This window comes from Candidatus Pantoea multigeneris (genome assembly GCF_011752615.1).
GTDB lineage: Bacteria > Pseudomonadota > Gammaproteobacteria > Enterobacterales > Enterobacteriaceae > Pantoea > Pantoea multigeneris.
On the sequence record NZ_VWXF01000001.1, the window covers coordinates 97256 to 115315 of the forward strand.

At 51.4% G+C, this 18060-nt stretch carries 21 protein-coding genes and 1 other annotated feature; of the genes, 11 read left to right on the forward strand and 10 right to left on the reverse strand.

The window, feature by feature from the left end:
* Nucleotides 1–6 precede the first annotated feature (6 nt).
* The 7 genes from pheS to F3J40_RS00480 all read right to left on the reverse strand — a co-directional run bounded on the left by pheS (nt 7) and on the right by F3J40_RS00480 (nt 5539).
* Entirely contained in the window at nt 7–990 is a 984-nt protein-coding gene (pheS, locus tag F3J40_RS00450) for a phenylalanine--tRNA ligase subunit alpha (RefSeq protein ID WP_167011905.1), read from the reverse strand.
* Nucleotides 991–1060: 70 nt separating this feature from the next.
* Nucleotides 1061–1184: a sequence feature (Phe leader region), on the reverse strand.
* Entirely contained in the window at nt 1135–1179 is a 45-nt protein-coding gene (gene pheM / locus F3J40_RS24705) for a pheST operon leader peptide PheM (protein WP_181684249.1), read from the reverse strand. (Overlaps the previous feature by 45 nt.)
* Before the next feature lie 116 nt (nt 1185–1300).
* On the reverse strand, nt 1301–1657 hold the full coding sequence (gene rplT / locus F3J40_RS00460) for a 50S ribosomal protein L20 (RefSeq protein ID WP_017348999.1): 357 nt from the start codon (nt 1655–1657) through the stop codon (nt 1301–1303).
* Nucleotides 1658–1753: 96 nt separating this feature from the next.
* A complete protein-coding gene (gene rpmI, locus F3J40_RS00465; protein ID WP_017349000.1) occupies nt 1754–1951 on the reverse strand; it encodes a 50S ribosomal protein L35 in 198 nt (65 codons plus the stop codon).
* 99 nt (nt 1952–2050) lie between these two features.
* Nucleotides 2051–2599, reverse strand: a complete 549-nt coding sequence (infC, locus tag F3J40_RS00470) for a translation initiation factor IF-3 (protein WP_036646390.1) — start codon at nt 2597–2599, stop codon at nt 2051–2053.
* A 3-nt stretch (nt 2600–2602) separates the two neighbouring features.
* Nucleotides 2603–4531, reverse strand: a complete 1929-nt coding sequence (gene thrS, locus F3J40_RS00475) for a threonine--tRNA ligase (RefSeq protein ID WP_017349002.1) — start codon at nt 4529–4531, stop codon at nt 2603–2605.
* Between the two features lie 246 nt (nt 4532–4777).
* Nucleotides 4778–5539 carry a DUF481 domain-containing protein gene (locus tag F3J40_RS00480; protein ID WP_017349003.1) on the reverse strand — a complete coding sequence of 254 codons (762 nt, stop codon included), beginning with the start codon at nt 5537–5539 and terminating at the stop codon, nt 4778–4780.
* A gap of 336 nt (nt 5540–5875) precedes the next feature.
* Here F3J40_RS00480 and ghoS point away from each other — a divergent pair, with 336 nt between their 5' ends.
* Nucleotides 5876–6175 (forward strand): type V toxin-antitoxin system endoribonuclease antitoxin GhoS, encoded by a 300-nt coding sequence (gene ghoS, locus F3J40_RS00485; protein ID WP_167011909.1) that lies wholly within the window; start codon nt 5876–5878, stop codon nt 6173–6175.
* A gap of 78 nt (nt 6176–6253) precedes the next feature.
* The gene (locus F3J40_RS00490) at nt 6254–7147 is read left to right on the forward strand and encodes a fructosamine kinase family protein (RefSeq protein WP_167011911.1); all 894 of its coding nucleotides are present in this window, start codon (nt 6254–6256) and stop codon (nt 7145–7147) included.
* A 9-nt stretch (nt 7148–7156) separates the two neighbouring features.
* Here F3J40_RS00490 and F3J40_RS00495 read toward each other — a convergent pair whose 3' ends face one another.
* Nucleotides 7157–7693: a YniB family protein gene (locus F3J40_RS00495; protein ID WP_167011913.1), complete on the reverse strand. Its 537-nt coding sequence runs from the start codon at nt 7691–7693 to the stop codon at nt 7157–7159.
* 165 nt (nt 7694–7858) lie between these two features.
* Here F3J40_RS00495 and hxpB point away from each other — a divergent pair, with 165 nt between their 5' ends.
* The 4 genes from hxpB to F3J40_RS00515 all read left to right on the forward strand — a co-directional run bounded on the left by hxpB (nt 7859) and on the right by F3J40_RS00515 (nt 11392).
* Nucleotides 7859–8530: a hexitol phosphatase HxpB gene (gene hxpB / locus F3J40_RS00500; protein ID WP_017349008.1), complete on the forward strand. Its 672-nt coding sequence runs from the start codon at nt 7859–7861 to the stop codon at nt 8528–8530.
* A gap of 144 nt (nt 8531–8674) precedes the next feature.
* Entirely contained in the window at nt 8675–9265 is a 591-nt protein-coding gene (locus F3J40_RS00505) for a metal-dependent hydrolase (protein WP_167011915.1), read from the forward strand.
* A gap of 138 nt (nt 9266–9403) precedes the next feature.
* Complete coding sequence (locus tag F3J40_RS00510; RefSeq protein ID WP_167011917.1) at nt 9404–10795, forward strand: L-cystine transporter; 1392 nt, start codon at nt 9404–9406, stop codon at nt 10793–10795.
* A 195-nt stretch (nt 10796–10990) separates the two neighbouring features.
* The gene (locus F3J40_RS00515; RefSeq protein ID WP_017349011.1) at nt 10991–11392 is read left to right on the forward strand and encodes a DUF6515 family protein; all 402 of its coding nucleotides are present in this window, start codon (nt 10991–10993) and stop codon (nt 11390–11392) included.
* Between the two features lie 59 nt (nt 11393–11451).
* Here the strand turns inward: F3J40_RS00515 and osmE are convergent, their stop codons facing one another.
* Nucleotides 11452–11787, reverse strand: coding sequence for an osmotically-inducible lipoprotein OsmE (gene osmE / locus F3J40_RS00520; protein ID WP_017349012.1), 336 nt, complete (start codon nt 11785–11787; stop codon nt 11452–11454).
* Between the two features lie 191 nt (nt 11788–11978).
* On the opposite strand from osmE, the gene F3J40_RS00525 reads away from it, so the two are divergent.
* The 4 genes from F3J40_RS00525 (at nt 11979) to cho (ending at nt 15659) form a co-directional block, all read left to right on the forward strand.
* Nucleotides 11979–12566, forward strand: a complete 588-nt coding sequence (locus tag F3J40_RS00525; protein WP_167011919.1) for a TetR/AcrR family transcriptional regulator — start codon at nt 11979–11981, stop codon at nt 12564–12566.
* Nucleotides 12563–13765: a multidrug effflux MFS transporter gene (locus tag F3J40_RS00530; RefSeq protein WP_167011921.1), complete on the forward strand. Its 1203-nt coding sequence runs from the start codon at nt 12563–12565 to the stop codon at nt 13763–13765. Before F3J40_RS00525 ends, F3J40_RS00530 begins: the two co-directional genes overlap by 4 nt.
* A gap of 117 nt (nt 13766–13882) precedes the next feature.
* A complete protein-coding gene (nadE, locus tag F3J40_RS00535) occupies nt 13883–14707 on the forward strand; it encodes an NAD(+) synthase (protein ID WP_167011923.1) in 825 nt (274 codons plus the stop codon).
* A gap of 94 nt (nt 14708–14801) precedes the next feature.
* Entirely contained in the window at nt 14802–15659 is an 858-nt protein-coding gene (gene cho / locus F3J40_RS00540) for an excinuclease Cho (RefSeq protein ID WP_167011925.1), read from the forward strand.
* 81 nt (nt 15660–15740) lie between these two features.
* Here the strand turns inward: cho and spy are convergent, their stop codons facing one another.
* Nucleotides 15741–16253: an ATP-independent periplasmic protein-refolding chaperone Spy gene (gene spy, locus F3J40_RS00545; RefSeq protein WP_167011927.1), complete on the reverse strand. Its 513-nt coding sequence runs from the start codon at nt 16251–16253 to the stop codon at nt 15741–15743.
* 722 nt (nt 16254–16975) lie between these two features.
* On the opposite strand from spy, the gene F3J40_RS00550 reads away from it, so the two are divergent.
* Nucleotides 16976–18049: a porin gene (locus tag F3J40_RS00550; protein WP_304623104.1), complete on the forward strand. Its 1074-nt coding sequence runs from the start codon at nt 16976–16978 to the stop codon at nt 18047–18049.
* Nucleotides 18050–18060 lie beyond the last annotated feature (11 nt).

Sequence of the window (18060 nt, forward strand, 5' to 3'; positions counted from 1 at the left end):
CGGCCCTTATTTGAATTGTTTGAGGAAACGTAAATCATTTTCGAAGAAAGCGCGCAAATCGTTGACGCCGTAGCGCAGCATGGTGAGACGCTCCATGCCCATACCAAACGCAAAGCCAGAATAGACTTCAGGATCGATACCCACATTGCGCAATACATTAGGGTGCACCATGCCGCAGCCCAGTACTTCCAGCCACTTGCCGTTTTTGCCCATCACATCCACTTCTGCGGACGGTTCGGTGAACGGGAAGTAAGAAGGACGGAAGCGGATTTGCAGATCTTCTTCAAAGAAGTTGCGCAGGAAGTCGTGCAGCGTCCCTTTCAGGTTGGTGAAGCTGATGTCTTTATCAACAATCAGGCCTTCCATCTGATGGAACATTGGGGTGTGGGTCTGATCATAGTCATTACGATACACACGGCCCGGCGCAATGATACGAATAGGTGGCTGCTGGTTCTTCATGGTGCGGATCTGTACGCCCGATGTCTGAGTACGCAGCAGGCGTGTTGCATCAAACCAGAAGGTGTCGTGATCGGCACGCGCCGGGTGATGGCCAGGAATGTTCAGGGCATCAAAGTTGTGGTAGTCGTCTTCAATTTCCGGACCGGTCACCACTTCAAAGCCCAACTCGCCAAAGAAGGTTTCGATGCGGTCAATGGTGCGCGTAACCGGATGCAATCCGCCGTTTTCCACCCGACGGCCCGGCAGAGAGACATCAATGGTCTCCGCAGCCAGACGTGCATTCAGCTCTGCGGACTCCAACGCTTCTTTGCGCTGGTTAAGGTGCGCCTGCACCTGCTGCTTAGCGTCGTTGATCACCGCACCGGCTGCCGGACGATCTTCCGCAGGCAGTTCACGCAGCGTGGTCATTTGCAGCGTCAGATGCCCTTTCTTACCCAGGTATTCGACGCGTACAGCGTCAAGGGCGGCGATATCCGTCGCCTCGTCGAGTGCGGCCGTGGCACGGGCCACCAGTTCTGCGAGTTGGGACATGTTTTCCTCTTTTTCCAGTCGGTCTGGTCAGTTCTTGTTGGGACTTAACGTCCAATGTGCTGTCGCCGGAAACAAAAAAGCCTCCACGAGGGAGGCTTTTAGCGCGATTTTCCGTTTCTTTTCTTTGCGCAAAAGCCCCCGAAGTCAGGTGCTAAAGTAAAAAAAGAAACGGAAAATAGCAGCATACATGCTTGCATTACCTTGTGATGGTGAACGGTGTGCACTATTGAAATGCGCCACGGGTAAAATGTCAATCTTTACGCGAAGTTACAGCAATAAAAAAGGGAGCAAGCTCCCTTTTTTACCTGACTTACGCCAGAGCTGATTTTGCTTTTTCAACAAGTGCAGTAAATGTCACTTTGTCGAATACAGCGATGTCAGCCAGGATTTTACGGTCAATTTCAATAGCAGCTTTCTTCAGGCCATTGATGAAACGGCTGTAAGAGATGCCATTCTGACGCGCTGCTGCGTTGATACGCGCAATCCACAGTTGACGGAACTGACGTTTACGTTGACGACGGTCGCGGTAAGCGTACTGACCAGCTTTGATAACAGCCTGGAAGGCAACGCGGTATACACGTGAACGTGCACCGTAGTAACCTTTAGCTTGTTTTAAGATTTTTTTGTGACGTGCGCGAGCAATTACACCACGTTTTACGCGAGCCATGTGAGCTCTCCTGTATCAGATTCTGTGATGCCTTTACGCTTTGTTACGGCAATGCCAGTACGCAAAGTTTTAGGGCAGATTTATAAAAAAGTTAACTTATGCGTACGGCAGGCAGGCAATAACCAGACCCAGATCGCCTTTAGACACCATGCCTTTTGGACGCAGGTGACGTTTACGCTTAGTTGATTTTTTAGTCAGAATGTGACGCAGGTTGGCGTGCTTGTGCTTAAATCCACCTTTACCGGTTTTTTTGAAGCGCTTAGCTGCACCACGTACAGTTTTAATCTTTGGCATTTTTACAAATATCCACTTCGCATTGTTAATAAAATGAAATAACGGGCGAACAGAACCACTTAACCCGAAGGCGCTGCGGTTCTGTTACTTGTAGGCCTGTTACTTCTTCTTAGGTGCGAGCACCATGATCATCTGACGGCCTTCAATCTTCGAAGGGAAGGACTCGACGATCGCCAGATCTTGATCTTCACACAGGTCTTTACGGACGCGGTTAAGCACTTCCATACCGATCTGCTGGTGCGCCATCTCACGACCGCGGAAACGCAGCGTGATCTTGGCTTTATCGCCCTCTTCCAGAAAGCGTACCAGGCTGCGGAGTTTTACCTGGTAGTCGCCATCGTCGGTTCCAGGACGGAATTTAATTTCCTTAACCTGAATAACTTTCTGCTTCTTCTTCTGTTCCTTAGAAGATTTGCTTTTTTCGTAGAGGAACTTGCCGTAGTCCATGATGCGGCAAACCGGCGGTTCGGCGTTCGGGCTGATTTCAACTAAATCTACGCCCGCCTCTTCAGCTTTTTCCAAAGCTTCACGTAGACTGACAATACCAATTTGCTCGCCATCAATGCCGCTCAAGCGCACTTCAGTTGCACGAATTTCAGCGTTGATGCGATTAGGACGCGTCGGTTGTACTCGTTTTCCGCCTTTAATACTTTATTCCTCCAGTTGGTGAAGATTTCGGCTGCGAATCTCTTGTTGCAGCTTCTCAACAAACACATCAATGTCCATTGTCCCAAGGTCTTTTCCACGGCGGGTGCGAACGGCAACTTTGCCTGCTTCCACCTCTTTATCACCACAGACCAACATATAGGGGACACGTCTTAATGTGTGCTCGCGGATTTTAAAGCCAATCTTCTCGTTTCTCAAGTCCGCTTTCACACGAATGCCAGCTTTCTGCAATTTACGTGTCAAAGTTTCGACATATTCACCTTGCGCGTCGGTGATATTCATCACCACGGCCTGCAACGGAGCCAGCCAGGTTGGGAAGAAACCGGCGAACTCTTCGGTCAGGATGCCAATAAAGCGCTCCATTGAACCGAGAATCGCACGGTGAATCATCACCGGGGTCTGACGATCGTTGTTTTCGCCGACATAAGTCGCGTCAAGACGCTTCGGCAGCGAGAAGTCTAACTGCACTGTCCCACACTGCCAAGCACGGTCGAGGCAATCATACAGGGTAAATTCAATTTTCGGCCCGTAGAATGCACCTTCTCCGTACTGAAATTCAAATGGAATTTCATTTTCTATCAAAGCTGCTTCCAGATCTTTCTCCGCACGGTCCCACATTTCGTCGGTTCCGATACGTTTTTCTGGGCGAGTAGACAGCTTAACCACGATTTTTTCGAAGCCAAAGGTGCTGTACATGTCATAAACCATGCGGATACAGCTGTTGACTTCACTACGCACCTGCTCTTCTGTACAGAAGACGTGGGCATCATCCTGGGTGAAACCACGTACACGCATCAGGCCGTGCAAGGCACCTGATGGCTCATTACGGTGACAACTACCAAATTCCGCCATACGTAATGGCAGATCGCGGTAGGATTTCAGACCCTGGTTGAAGATCTGAACGTGGCCTGGGCAGTTCATTGGCTTGATGCAGTATTCACGGTTCTCAGAAGAGGTCGTGAACATCGCTTCTTTGTAGTTTTCCCAGTGCCCGGTTTTTTCCCACAGCACGCGGTCCATCATAAACGGACCTTTAACTTCCTGGTAGTCGTACTCTTTAAGCTTGGTACGAACAAACACTTCCAGCTCGCGGAAGATGGTCCAGCCGTCATTATGCCAGAAAACCATCCCCGGTGCTTCTTCTTGCATGTGGTAGAGGTCAAGCTGCTTACCGATTTTACGGTGATCGCGCTTCGCGGCCTCTTCCAGACGTTGCAGGTAAGCACTCAGCTGCTTCTTATCTGCCCAGGCAGTACCGTAAACGCGCTGCAACATTTTATTGTTGCTATCGCCACGCCAGTACGCGCCTGAAATCTTCTGCAGTTTGAAATGGTGGCAGAAGCGCATGTTCGGCACGTGCGGACCACGGCACATGTCGATGTATTCTTCATGGTGATACAAGCCAGGGCGGTCATCATGGCTGATGTTTTCGTCCAGAATCGTGGTTTTATAGTTCTCACCACGCGCTGCGAACACATCACGCGCTTCCTGCCAGCTGACTTTCTTTTTCACGACGTCATAGTTGGTCTCAGCTAACTGGTGCATACGCTTTTCCAGTTGGTCGAGATCTTCCTGGGTCAGGGTGTGATCGAGGTCAACGTCATAGTAGAAGCCATTGTCGATAACCGGACCAATCGCCATCTTAGTGTTCGGCCACAACTGCTTAATCGCATGGCCTAACAGGTGTGCGCAGGAGTGACGGATGATTTCCAGACCCGCTTCGTCTTTCGCGGTGATAATCGCTACGTTGGCATCTTCAGTGATGGGATCAACCGCATCAACCAGTTCACCATTAACGCGACCCGCGATACAGGCTTTCGCCAGACCAGGACCGATGTCCAGAGCAATGTCCATAACGCTAACCGCACGATCAAAGCTGCGCTGGCTGCCATCAGGAAGAGTAATTACAGGCATTTCATATCCTTAATTGCAGTGGTAAGCCACACGAAAGCCTACATGCAACACTGAGTAGAAAGAGTGTGAGTACCCGGCGTAATGTCAGACCCACATTGTCGGAATGACGCCAGGAGAGTAAAGCGCGGACGATCATAACAGCTTTTGCCCTGCCCGCAACAGCCGAGTGTGCGTTAAGGCCTGAATGGCTTATCTTTTTTGCGAAGCGGGTCTGAACCAGCCCCGGGAGTACCGGGGCTGTAGCGATTACATCGCGTAAGAGAGCATCACCGTGGTTTTGGTATCGGTGTGATCTGGGGCTGACTCTGGTGGATTGTTGTTCCAGGTCACATCATAAGCCAGCTTCAAGGAGAAGTTCTGGTTGATAGCGACCTGCAAACCGGTCTCAGAGTTCACCGTGGTATCGTCACCCAGGCTGCTCAATACAGAGACGCCCTGAATGAATTTAGTGGTGTCGGTCAGCTGCCATTGATAGCTCAAAGCACCATACGCCAGGGCTTTAGTCTGATGACCGCCTTCGTGGAAATCGTCATAGCGTACGCCAGGACCAAATTCAGCACGCAGCGAGTGAACCGGGCCGCTCAGGATCTGACGACCGTAACCGGCAGTCAGCGTATCACGCGAAGAGTAACCGTTATAACGATCGCTCAGCCAGCTAGCCTGACCGAACAGGTAGTCGTTGGAGTTCAGGTTGTAACGTGAACGGCCACCCAGGTTATAAGTCTCAGAAGAGCGCTCATCGTTAGAAGAGGTGTTAGCCGCATTGCCCCACAGGCTGTAAGCCCAGCTGGATTTATACCAGGTCATGCTGGCTTGCGCTGTCAAAGAAGAGCTGGTGGTGTTGCCGGTCTGCGCCAGATAACCCGCAGCAGCGCTGCCTTCAAACGGTTTTTTCGCCGTTGCAGGGTCATCCATAGAGGTAAAAACGGTGTTATCAGCAAACGCCTGATGACAGAAAGCCCCGGCTGAAAGCAATAAAACGGCAGAAATCCTGGAAATCGGTTTCATGAAATGTGATCCGCACGACAGATTAAAAAACAGAGAGTTTGAAGCGTTTTTCCCGGCGATCAACGCTAATTTTAGTAAGCATTGTAAAAAAATATTAAATCGCTCAAAAAGACACGCAATTATGGGAAGCCTGACTTTTATTCGGACTCTTCCCATTCACGGCGCGCATTATAGAAGGCAGTTAGCGAAAAAACACGCAAATTAAAACAGGAAAAATCGCCTTTTTAATCATGAAATTTGTCTTATCTCGGGACGATAAATCCGCGCTGTAGATTATTCGCTCATTCCTCCTGACTGGTCTACGCTCAATTCTGTTGCAATACAAAGAGGTGAATCATGAGCGCCGCAGAAATTACCCGTTATGTTGTGACGATTGAATATCAAGAGTCAGGGCTGAGCAATATTCTGGAACTGAACAGCACCATGACTATCGGTGGATTTACAACCTCACTCAGTGACAGTGAAGGCCATCCTCATGAATTAGGCACCAACAGTTTTGGTTATGTAGGTGCGCTTACCATTGAGGAGATGAAAGAAAAAGCGGCGGCTACTGCTGCTGTCGCGCTGGAACAGCCGTTAAGCGTGCAGGTTACGACGCTGGAGGCGTATCTCCAGGCTGGCCCATCAGGTCAGTAAAGCGCGCTCCAACGCTAGTTTTGTTTAATATTTAGGCGTTAAACTGGTCTTAACACAGCGCATCGCGAGGATAGCCCTATGTGGTCAGCCATCAGCCGTCTGTTACGTGAAGAGTTAGGCAATGCCGAAATCAGCCAACGCCGCCAACTTGCCGGAGGAGATATCCATCCCACTTGGGTGATCCTCTATGGTCAGCATCAGGTGTTTGTTAAGTGTAATAGCCGCGACATGCTCTCATTATTCACCTGGGAGGCAGACCAGCTAGGATTACTGGCCCGCAGTAACACAGTGCGCGTGCCGAAAGTCTATGGCGTAGGGGCCGACCGGGATGAAAGTTTCCTGCTGCTCGAGTACATAGAGCCACAGCCACTGGACAATGAGCAGGCTTACGAATTAGGTGCTCAACTGGCGCGGCTACATCAATGGAGTGAGCAAGCGCAATTTGGCCTCGACTTTGACAATAACATCACCACTTCTCCACAGCCGAACAGTTGGTTAAAACGCTGGTCACTGTTTTTTGCTGAGCAGCGTATTGGCTGGCAATTGCAGCTCGCCGAAGAAAAAGGCATTCGCTACGGCAATACAGAGTTAATCGTCGCCTGCGTTCAACGCGTTCTGGCCTCCCATCATCCACAACCTTCATTGCTGCATGGCGATTTGTGGCCAGCTAACTGCGCAGGTAGCAGCCAGGGGCCGTGGATTTTTGATCCCGCCTGTTACTGGGGAGACCGGGAGTGTGACCTGGCGATGCTGAGTCATTTTCCGCATTTGCCGCGCCAAATTTATGAAGGCTATCATCATGTCTGGCCTCTCCCGGAAGGGTTTTCTCAACGGCAGCCGGTTTATCAGCTCTATTACCTGTTAAATCGCGCTAACGTGTTTGGTGGCGAATGGGTGCAGGAAGCACAGGTGGCAATCGTGGCGTTGCTGGATGAAGAGAGCGTGAAAGAGCGTCAGACCAGGCCGGCCTGACGCAAGGGATTAAATAAAACCGAGCAGGGAGAAAACAAAGTAACCGCTGACGATCACGACTATCGGTAGAATATACAGCGGGAAAATTTGCAGCAGAATCGTATGGTGCGGCACGTTGATCTTCTCTTCGAGCTGCGCACGCGTGCGCCCTTCGCTGCCTTTGGCCTGTTCGAGGATCAACTGATCTTCAATCCCTTCTTTAATATGACGCGACTGACGCCACATCCGTGCACCAGAGGCTTCCAGCGCCAGGCCAACGAAGATGAGAATATAAATAATCCAGAATCCGATGTTCGCCGAGCCCTGGAATTCAGGCACCGGTGAGTTCAGCCAGAAAATATCGAGGAAGTGGGTATTAAAGCGAATCATGTCGATCATGACGTGGACAAAGTCGAGCATCACCGCATCAATGCCGGGTTTCTTTTCACTGTGCTTGAACATAAAACTCAGCACTGAAATCAGCGTTGAAAGTAACGCAACAAGGAAAATGATCCAGCCCGCCACACGCTTGAGGATGGCAATGCGGCCAGCCTGTTGATAAGTCATCGTATCTCCTGCACTTGAAGTAGTTTGCGCTAAGTCTACCTGCACCCCGCTGTTTTTTCCTGGAAAATCCGCAGATGCAACATAAGCAGCGGTAACAAGCGGTTAGATTACTGTCATCTTGTGTCGCCATGATAAGGTAACGTAAATTCACTCTGGAGTGCATACATGGCTTATCATCGCCCTATCCTTGCCGCCCTGTTTGATATGGATGGCCTGATTATTGATTCAGAACCGTTGTGGGAACAGTCCGAACTGGAGGTGTTTACCAGTATCGGCGTCGATATTTCCCGGCGCGATCAACTGCCCAACACCCTGGGTTTGCGCATCGATCAGGTGGTACGGATGTGGTATGAGGTCGCACCGTGGAATGGCCCGAGTCAACAAGAAGTCACCAACCGCATTTTTGCCCGAACGCTGTCACTGGTTGAAGAGACGCGTCCACTGCTTCCAGGCGTAGAAAATGCCCTTAAGCTCTGCCGCAGCCTGGAACTCAAAACCGCATTAGTCTCTGCCTCACCGTTGCATATGCTGGAGCGCGTGCTGGAGCTGTTTCAGCTGCGTCATTACTTTGATGCACTGGCTTCAGCGGAAGTGTTGCCCTACAGCAAGCCCCATCCGCAGGTCTATCTTGACGGTGCCGCCAAACTGGGCGTTGATCCGTTAGATTGCGTGTCACTTGAGGACTCATTCAACGGTATGATTGCCGCCAAAGCGGCGCGAATGCGTTCTATCGTCGTACCTGCCCCTGAGCATCGTCCGGATCCACGCTGGGCGTTGGCCGATGTTAAGCTCATCGATCTTACGCAGTTGCACGATCACCATCTGCTCGGTCAGTAACAGCGGTTGAGACGGCAGCCCTTTGCGCTACGGGCTGCCATTTTGACATGAAAAAATTCACGCCTCGTTACAGCGTCACATATTCTCATTCACTGGATAAATCCCTATACTGGATGCATTGACAGTTTGCAGCCAGGTTTCATCATGACGGCCGAAGGCCACATCATTTTTGCCATTGCCAGCGCCATTTTTGCTAAGCGCGCTGAACTGACACCCGTTTTGGCGCAAGCCGACTGGTGGCACCTGATTTCTGCGGCGCTCCTCACCTGCTTGCTGCCCGATATCGATCACCCTAAATCATTGCTGGGCCAGCGCCTGAAATGGATCTCGAAACCCATTGCCCGGGCGTTTGGTCATCGCGGCTTTACCCACAGCCTGCTGGCGGTGGCCGCGGGGTTGTGGCTATTTCAGGTTAATGTCCCTGGTGACTGGCTCATGCCCGCAGATGTCCTGCAAGGACTGACGTTAGGCTATCTCAGCCATATCGTGGCGGATATGCTCACCCCTGCGGGTGTTCCCCTGTTGTGGCCCTGCCGCTGGCGTTTTCGTCTGCCTATCCTGAACAGCCAAAGAGGCAATCAGCTTGAACGCGCATTGTGTCTGGCCCTGGTGGGATACGCCTTGATTTTCCCTGCCGGAACGCCCTCATTTGGTGCAAACGGCTGGCCTAATCAACTGTTCGATACGCTACAGAACGGCGTTAGTCGGCTGATCTCCACGCAAAAAGTACATTAAGCAGACAAAAAAACCAAAAAAGTTATAAGCCATTCCATTTGGATATATCCGCGCACCATTATTGGCTGCTACCCTCTGTGACAACTTATTTCGTCATAAATAAAATGCTGCCCCCTGACCGGGGCAACTGGGGATGTTATGGATTTTCCACTACTGCTGAATCTCGCCGTATTTATTGTACTGCTCGTGGTGCTTTCACGCCTCGGCAGCCAACGCTGGTCGCTGGCGAAAAAGGTCCTGACGGGCCTGGTGTTGGGTGTGGTTTTTGGACTGGCACTCCAGCTGATTTACGGTGCCGATAACCCGATCCTGAAAACGTCGATCTCCTGGTTCAACATCGTCGGTAATGGTTATGTGCAGCTATTGCAGATGATTGTGATGCCACTGGTGTTTGCTTCCATTCTCAGTGCCGTAGTGCGCCTGCACAATGCTTCATCACTGGGTAAAATCAGCCTGCTGACGCTGGGTGTGCTTTTAGCCACTACCGCCGTCTCGGCTTTTGTGGGTGTGCTGGTCACCGGGTTGTTCCACCTGAGTGCAGAAGGTCTGGTACAAGGCGCTCAGGAGAGTGCTCGCCTCGCCGCCATTCAAAGTAACTATGTCGGGAAAGTGGCCGATCTCACCGTGCCGCAACTGCTGCTCTCCTTCGTACCGAAAAATCCCTTTGCCGATTTAACCGGTGCCAGCCCAACCTCCATTATCAGTGTGGTGATCTTCGCCACTTTCCTCGGTGTGGCGGCATTGCAGCTGATCAAAGATGATGCGGAAAAAGGCGAGCGCGTAAAAGCGGCCATCGATACCCTTCAGGCATGGGTAATGAAACTGGTGCGTCTGGTAATGAAGCTGACACCGTATGGTGTGCTGGCTTTAATGACCAAAGTGGTTGCCGGGTCAAATCTGCAAGACATCATTAAACTGGGTGGCTTTGTTGTGGCTTCCTACCTCGGCTTAGCGATCATGTTTGCGGTTCATGGCCTGCTGCTGTCGGTTAACGGCATCAATCCTTTCCGCTTCTTCCGTAAAGTCTGGCCGGTGATTACCTTTGCGTTTACCAGCCGCTCCAGCGCCGCTTCCATTCCACTCAACGTTGAAGCGCAGACGCGCCGCCTGGGTGTTCCAGAGTCCATCGCCAGCTTCTCTGCCTCATTTGGTGCCACGATTGGCCAGAATGGCTGTGCCGGTCTCTACCCTGCGATGCTGGCCGTCATGGTTGCTCCTACTGTAGGCATCAATCCGTTCGATCCAGTCTGGATTGCGACGCTGGTGGGCGTAGTCACACTCAGCTCAGCGGGCGTAGCAGGCGTAGGTGGCGGTGCAACGTTCGCAGCACTGATTGTGTTGCCGACGCTCGGCTTGCCAGTGACCCTGGTCGCGTTACTTATCTCCATTGAGCCGCTGATTGATATGGGCCGTACTGCGTTGAACGTCAACGGCGCAATGACAGCGGGCTCCCTCACCAGCCGCTGGTTAGGCGTCACGGATAAAAAGATTTTAAACAGTGATGATGCCGGGCAACTGGCTGAACAATAAGGTCATAATACAGACGAGTCTGATTGCAGGCTCGTCTGCTTTTTCCCGCCCAAACTCCACAATTTCTCCTCGAACACCCCTCTCCGTTAAGAAAGCGTTAAGCCTGGTAAATAGAGGAAAAACCCCCTTGTTTGTGCTTGTCTTTGCACTGAAAAAGGAGAATCCTGCATACAGTCCAAGCAGGAGAACACACCCATGAAAAAAGTTATCGCCTCTGTGCTGGCGTTAACGCTGATTGCGCCAGCCATTGCATTTGCCCATCCCTGGGGTCCCGGCCCTGGCCCACATTGGGGTGGCGGACCGGGTCCTCACTGGGGCGGTCCTGGCCCTCGCTGGGGTGGCCCTGGCCCACTGCGGTTCCTGCCAGAAGCGGCTACCGCAGTCTTGATTGGTGGCCTCACCTATTACATGTTGAATGGCAATTATTACCAGCGTTCTGGTGATACATACGTAGTGGTTCAGCCCCCAGCCGATCGGGTTGAAGGTATGCGTGTACTGGATTTCAACGGTCGCCGCTACTATGTGCAGGAAGGCCACTACTATGAGCGCGATATTAATGGCTCATACACGGAAGTTCCTCGCCCTTACGGCCTGTAATTACAGCTAAAAAAATGGCCCGTCAGTCACCTGACGGGCCATTTTTCATTTAACTGGCGTTACTGTCCGCTTTGCGGGTCAGTGTCGTAATCTTTACAGCTCTGGAAGCCATAGTTCATGACATGTCCGGTGTCGTTATAGCTGACAAAGTAGGTTTGCAGCTTGCCATCGCGCTCACCAATAACATAGGTCTGGCAAGTTCCGCGTGCATGTACCATGGTGATTTCAGTTGAAGGTGCTCCAGCAATCTGGCGTACCTGGTCGCGTGTCATCCCTTTTTTCACATCTTTTACGACCGGCTTAGTCACATAACTTTCTGCACGATCGTAAGTCGTACATCCTGACAGGGCTGCCAGGGTCAGCGCTGCGGCAATACATCCCATGACTTTATTCATCTTGTTATTCCTCATTGATTATCCATGTGACATAAGCCTGGAACATAAATCCCTGTTTATCAAATCCGTTTATCTATTTTTGCATGGTGCATTTACACGTTTTTTGCGGAAAAAAAGGTGTCCACCGGTATGCTCCTGCGTATAATCGCCCGTCGAGAATGAGCACTCTCAAAACTATCTCAGAGGATCAAATGACCCGACAGCAGGACGCCAGAGACGAACGACATCGCTGTCGCCAGGATGAGATCATTTGCGCGGCCAGACACTGTTTTCGCCAGTCTGGCTTTCACGCTGCCAGCATGGCGCAGTTGGCCCGCGCCGCTGAACTGAGCGTAGGTCAGTTATATCGCTACTTCCCCAGTAAAGATGCATTGATTGAAGTGATGGTGACACGCATCGTCACCAGCCGTGTGGCCGCGATGCAGGATAAGTTTGATGCCGGCCAGATTGCCACCATGCTCGCCTGGCGCACTAGCCTCAACCAGGAAGATGAGCTGTTGATGCTGGAAGTCGCGGCAGAGGCCAGCCGTAATCCGCGTGTTGCACAGATTCTGCATGATGCCGATGCCCACATGTTCAAAAGTGCGTGTGGAAAACTGCGTAAAAACCATCCGCACCTCAGCGAAGAACAGCTTAAAGCCTGCGTCGAAGTCCTGTCGGTGCTGGTAGAAGGCACCGCCTTTCGCCGCCTGACGCCGCAGAAAGCGTCAGCGGAGACGCTACAGGCGCTGTATCAAAATATGATTCAACATCTCGTTAAAATATCAGAGGATAAATGACACCTGCACACTCTAACCGGCTGGTTTATGCCATCACGCTCGGCCTGATGGCTGCCCTTGGGCCGCTATGTATCGACCTTTACCTGCCTTCTTTGCCAGAACTGGCACGCGACCTGAATACGTCTACGGCAACCGCACAGCTGAGCCTGACAGCAGGCCTGATTGGGCTGGGCGTAGGCCAACTGCTGTTTGGCCCAATGAGCGACAAATTTGGCCGTATCCGGCCTTTATACATCTCTCTGGTGCTGCTTTTTGTCGCCTCTGTTGGCTGCGCGCTGGCACAAAACATTCATCAACTGCTGGCCGCACGCGTCTTTGAAGGCTTAGCCGGTGCTGGCGGTGCAGTATTGTCCCGTGCGATTGCACGCGATATGTACAGTGGCCATGAGTTAACGCGCTTCTTTGCGCTGTTGATGCTGGTGAACGGTCTGGCCCCGATTGGTGCGCCCGTATTAGGTGGGGTGTTAATGACGGTGCTGAACTGGCGCGGCATTTTCGTCGTGCTGGGTTGTATCGCGGTGCTGCTGGTGTTCCTGGCGCGCTGGAAGCTGCATGAAACACTGCCTGCAGAACGCCGTAGCCAGGGATCGGTCTTCTCCGCCTGGGCGGCCTTGGGCCAGGTAGTCACACACCGTGGCTTTATGGGCTTCTGTTTGACACAGGGCTTCATGATGTCAGGGATGTTTGCCTACATCGGCGCGTCACCGTTTGTCCTGCAACAGATCTATAGTCTGAGCCCGCAAATGTTCAGTATCTGCTTTGCGGCTAACGGCTTCGGATTAATCATCGCGTCACAAACCAGCGCCCGCCTGTGCCGTCGCTTTGGCGAGTATCGCGTGTTGAAAGGTGGCTTAACGCTGGCCTTCGTCTCCTCAACCCTGTTGTTGATTGCAGGCCTGAGCGGTGCTCCCCTGTCGGTGGTGCTTGGCTTGCTGTTCTTTACTATCGCCAGCAACGGCGTGATCGCAACCACCGCATCGTCTCTTGCCATGCAAAGCCAGGGACATCGTGCGGGCAGCGCCTCTGCGGTGATCGGCGTGGTTATGTTTACCCTCGGTGCCATTGCCGTGCCTCTCACCGGCATTGGTGGGACTTCCGTACTGAGCATGACGGCCACCATTTGGGGTTGTTTCATGTGTGCCATCCTGATGTTCCTGCTGTTGGCTAAAAAACCCGCCCCCAAAGCGCAAACACACTGATTGCTCAAGGAATACCTGAAAACAACAAGCCATCTGGCTTGTTGTTTTTTGTGATGCGCGTTAGCTTAGCACTAGATTCGCATTGTGCCGCCAGGCTACTGAATTGAGGAGAGGTCTATGTCATTACAACAGGAAATTATCGCCGCTCTGGGCGTAAAACCCACTATTGATGCCGCGCAGGAAGTGCGTACTAGCGTGGATTTTCTTAAAGCCTATTTACGTCGTTATCCCTTTATTAAAACCCTGGTGTTGGGGATCAGCGGCGGCCAGGACTCAACCCTGACCGGCATTCTCTCGCAAACGGCCATTCGTGAACTGCGCGCAGAAACCGGCGATCAAGAGTACACCTTTATTGCCGTGCGTTTGCCGTATGGCGTTCAGGCCGATGAGGCAGACTGTCAGGACGCCCTCGCCTTCATCAATCCGGATCGTTCTCTGGTGGTGAATATTAAAGAGGCCGTGCTGGCCAGCGAGCGCGCACTGGAAGTTGCTGGCATCACGCTCTCTGACTTTATTCGCGGCAATGAGAAAGCCCGTGAGCGCATGAAAGCCCAGTACAGCATTGCAGGGATGACCAAAGGCGTGGTCGTAGGCACTGACCATGCCGCAGAAGCCTTAACCGGGTTCTTCACCAAATACGGCGATGGTGGCACCGACATCAACCCGATTTTCCGCCTGAATAAAGGCCAGGGCAAACAGCTGTTGAAACACCTTGGCTGTCCTGAGCACCTGTATCTCAAGCAGCCCACGGCCGATCTGGAAGATAACCGCCCAGGTCTGCAGGATGAAGTCGCCCTTGGCGTCACCTACGAAATGATCGATGCCTACCTGGAAGGGAAAACCGTCCCAGCAGAAACGGCGAAGATCATTGAAACCTGGTATCTGAAAACCGAACACAAACGTCGCCCGCCGATTACCGTGTTTGATGATTTCTGGAAATAAACGCACTTCGCGAAAACGTAAGCCCGAACCACTTACTGGCGAAAGTTCATACAGGCTGATATGCTGTATGCTTAACCAGTAAGTGGAGTCTGTTTTGGTCAACCGTTCTTCCTCCCGCCTTGAATTTGACGCGGCGGCTATTTATGAATATCCCGAACATTTGCGTGACTGGCTAAATGGCCTGCCTGCTTTGCCTGGGGTCTACACGTTTCACGGTGAAAGCGAAACCCTGCCGCTGTATATCGGCAAAAGTATCAACCTGCGTAGCCGGGTGATGGCCCATTTCCGCACCGTCGAAGAAGCCAAAATGCTGCGCCAGGCGCGTAGAATCACCTGGGTCACCACCGCCGGGGACTTAGGTGCCCTGCTGCTGGAAGCGCAGATGATCAAACAGCAGCAGCCCCTGTTTAATAAACGTCTGCGCCACAATCGCCAGCTCTGTTCTCTCCAGTTGCAGCACAACAGCCCGCAAGTGGTCTACGCCCGCGATCTGGACTTTTCTACCTCACCCAACCTGTTTGGTCTGTTTCAAAACAGACATGCGGCGCTTGAAACCCTGCGTAATATTGCTGATGAACAGCGGCTCTGTCACGGCTTACTCGGGCTGGAAAACATCAGCAACGGGCGTGCCTGTTTCCGTTCAGCCCTGAAGCGCTGTGGCGGAGCCTGCTGTGGTCGCGAATCGGTCGCCGATCACCAGATGCGCTTGCTGGCCGCACTGGAAAGACTTCGGTTAATATGCTGGCCGTGGCAAGGGCCGGTGGGACTGATTGAGACGGGCAGCCACCAGACACAGATTCATGTCATTGATCACTGGTTTTATCTGGGTTCGGTTGAACGCCTTGAAGAGGCAGCCGGGCTTAAGCAGGTACGATCGGGCTTTGATCATGACGGCTATAAGATTTTATGCGGGCCACTGTTGTCCGGAAACTATCCGCTGGTCCCGCTGTAACGGCACCCAACGTCAAACCGCCGAAGCTGCCCACTTTATTGAAAAATGGACAGCCCCGGCGGTCTTTAAAACGTTAAGCCATTACTGTGCTGGAGGCGGTGCATCCTGGCCTTCAGCTGGCGGTGGCAGCATTTTACCGTGATGAGGACGTTTCTCTGTCAGACGTTTCTCAAAATTGGCGTTGTACTGCTTTTTCTGCTCAGGTGTCAGAATGTTGTAGATTTTATTCTGTGTTTCAAGCATTTGCAGAGTGCGCTGTTTCGCACCTGCGGCCATTTTATCGGCCAGCGCTTCCGCTTTAGCATGGTCAAAGCTGCTTGCGGTCACGATATCATGCCCGGCCTGCAAGTCGGCCTTCATTGGCGGATGCCCTTCTTTATGGCTGGCTTCGAAAATATCGTGAATCTGTTTTTTCTGCGCATCGGTCAGGTTCAGGTTTTTGAACATGAAGTCGCCCGGACGATGTGGCGGCTTGTGATGCGGTTGTTCACTGCCCGCTGGCGGTGGTGTCAGATTGTCAGCCGCCGCGTGAACGACAGTAACAGCACCCAGAGCGAGGGTGGTAGCGAGAAAGAGGGAAGTCAGTTTACGCATATTCTTATCCTTACTATTCAGTGTCATGACGACAGCCTGTGTCGCGTCTTCGGAAACAAGTGTACGCAGCTGAACGTCAACTACTCAGAACCTGAGTAAAGCCCTGCAAGCATAAAAGACACTGATTCGCCGATCATGAAGACAATGAGAAGAAAAGCGTGAGGAATTGAAAATAGATATTAACCAACTGCATAATTAGCAGGAATGATGGAGAAGTGTAATCATTGTGTTTGCAAAGTGGAAGCATAATTTCCAACCCCCTGTCCGAAGCGGTTTGCCTCTTGCTCACTTTGCCATTATTCCCCTCTCTGCACGTGAAAAATAATAACAACCTTATGAACCAGGCGAAAATAAAGACCAAAAAACAAATGAAAATCTATTTCCAGAGGAATAATTAGCCATCTAACTTTATTTCCCTTTGTGATATAAACGTATATAGAGTCACCGTCAAATAAAAACCCGCTGTAACCCTCACCTTGTCTAATCTTAGACAGAACACCACAACACACTGTATTCAATGAATATTTTAAATCCCACCCATTGCATTACTGTTATCGAATATTGGGATTCAACTCTTTATCATCGTCACTTAAGATAATCATCTTATATAGAAATTAACTGAAATATTTTGTAACAGGTATTGCAATCGATTAATTTTACTTTCTGTGTCATTTTCACTCCGCACCAACTTATAACTTACATAATGAAAAAGGGTTTATTTGATGATGAAGCGTTCGTTACTGACGGCATTGATGCCGTTATTACTGGCAATATCTTCCACTCAGGCTGCCGAGATTTATAATAAAGATGGCAATAAAATAGATTTAAACGGCAAAGTCAGCGTCTCCCATCTGTTTTCCAATGATGACAGCAACAATGGTGATGTCTCCTCTTATGCGCGTTTTGGTTTCAGAGGGCAAACACAAATCACCGATAAACTGAGCGGCTATGGTTTCTGGCAATATCAGTACAGCCTGGCTAACTCGGAAGGTAGCGATGCACAAACCAATAACCGTACCCGCCTCGGCTTTGCCGGGTTGAAATATGGCGATTTCGGTTCCATTGATTACGGCCGTAATTACGGTCTGGTCTATGACGCATTAGGCTATACCGATATGCTGCCCTTCTTTGGCGGTAACTCAGGGTATGCCGATGCGTTCCTCGCCGGGCGTGCAGGCGGTCTGCTGACCTGGCGTAATAATGGCTTCTTTGGACTGGTTGATGGTCTGAACGTTGCCGCTCAGTATCAGGGTAAGAACGAGCGTACCGGTGCCACCGATGCCGTGCGCCGTGGTAATGGTGACGGCTTCGCGCTTTCCGCCTCATATAACTTTGATTTTGGTCTTAGCCTGGTGGGGGCTTATGCCAGCCTGGACAGAACCAACGCGCAAAATCAGGCGACGCGTGGCAAAGGGGACAAAGCGCAGAACTGGGCCACCGCGATCAAATATGATGCCAACCAGATTTATCTGGCCACCCTGTACGGTGAGACGCTTAATGCCACTCCCATCAGCGGCGGTTTCGCGAATAAAGCGCAAAACTTTGAAGTGGTGGCGCAATATCAGTTCCTGAATGGATTCCGCCCTTCGGCTGCCTATGTTTCATCAAAAGGCAAAGACATTGAGAATATTGGCGACGCTGATATCGTCAAATACACCTCGTTTGGTGCGTATTACTACTTCAATAAAAACTTCAATATCTATGCAGAATACCGGATTAACTTGCTGAAAAAGGATAATCCATTGGGTCTGGCCACCGACGATGTTTCCGCCGCAGGCTTCGCTTATCAGTTCTGATGTTAGCTGTT

Coding starts and splice junctions, on each gene's coding strand:
- pheS (WP_167011905.1), bottom strand. CDS start 990: ATGTCCCAACTCGCAGAACTGGTGGCCCGTGCCACGGCCGCACTCGAC.
- rplT (WP_017348999.1), bottom strand. CDS start 1,657: ATGGCTCGCGTAAAACGTGGTGTAATTGCTCGCGCACGTCACAAAAAA.
- rpmI (WP_017349000.1), bottom strand. CDS start 1,951: ATGCCAAAGATTAAAACTGTACGTGGTGCAGCTAAGCGCTTCAAAAAA.
- thrS (WP_017349002.1), bottom strand. CDS start 4,531: ATGCCTGTAATTACTCTTCCTGATGGCAGCCAGCGCAGCTTTGATCGT.
- F3J40_RS00480 (WP_017349003.1), bottom strand. CDS start 5,539: ATGAAACCGATTTCCAGGATTTCTGCCGTTTTATTGCTTTCAGCCGGG.
- ghoS (WP_167011909.1), top strand. CDS start 5,876: ATGAGCGCCGCAGAAATTACCCGTTATGTTGTGACGATTGAATATCAA.
- F3J40_RS00490 (WP_167011911.1), top strand. CDS start 6,254: ATGTGGTCAGCCATCAGCCGTCTGTTACGTGAAGAGTTAGGCAATGCC.
- F3J40_RS00495 (WP_167011913.1), bottom strand. CDS start 7,693: ATGACTTATCAACAGGCTGGCCGCATTGCCATCCTCAAGCGTGTGGCG.
- hxpB (WP_017349008.1), top strand. CDS start 7,859: ATGGCTTATCATCGCCCTATCCTTGCCGCCCTGTTTGATATGGATGGC.
- F3J40_RS00505 (WP_167011915.1), top strand. CDS start 8,675: ATGACGGCCGAAGGCCACATCATTTTTGCCATTGCCAGCGCCATTTTT.
- F3J40_RS00510 (WP_167011917.1), top strand. CDS start 9,404: ATGGATTTTCCACTACTGCTGAATCTCGCCGTATTTATTGTACTGCTC.
- F3J40_RS00515 (WP_017349011.1), top strand. CDS start 10,991: ATGAAAAAAGTTATCGCCTCTGTGCTGGCGTTAACGCTGATTGCGCCA.
- osmE (WP_017349012.1), bottom strand. CDS start 11,787: ATGAATAAAGTCATGGGATGTATTGCCGCAGCGCTGACCCTGGCAGCC.
- F3J40_RS00525 (WP_167011919.1), top strand. CDS start 11,979: ATGACCCGACAGCAGGACGCCAGAGACGAACGACATCGCTGTCGCCAG.
- F3J40_RS00530 (WP_167011921.1), top strand. CDS start 12,563: ATGACACCTGCACACTCTAACCGGCTGGTTTATGCCATCACGCTCGGC.
- nadE (WP_167011923.1), top strand. CDS start 13,883: ATGTCATTACAACAGGAAATTATCGCCGCTCTGGGCGTAAAACCCACT.
- spy (WP_167011927.1), bottom strand. CDS start 16,253: ATGCGTAAACTGACTTCCCTCTTTCTCGCTACCACCCTCGCTCTGGGT.
- F3J40_RS00550 (WP_304623104.1), top strand. CDS start 16,976: ATGATGAAGCGTTCGTTACTGACGGCATTGATGCCGTTATTACTGGCA.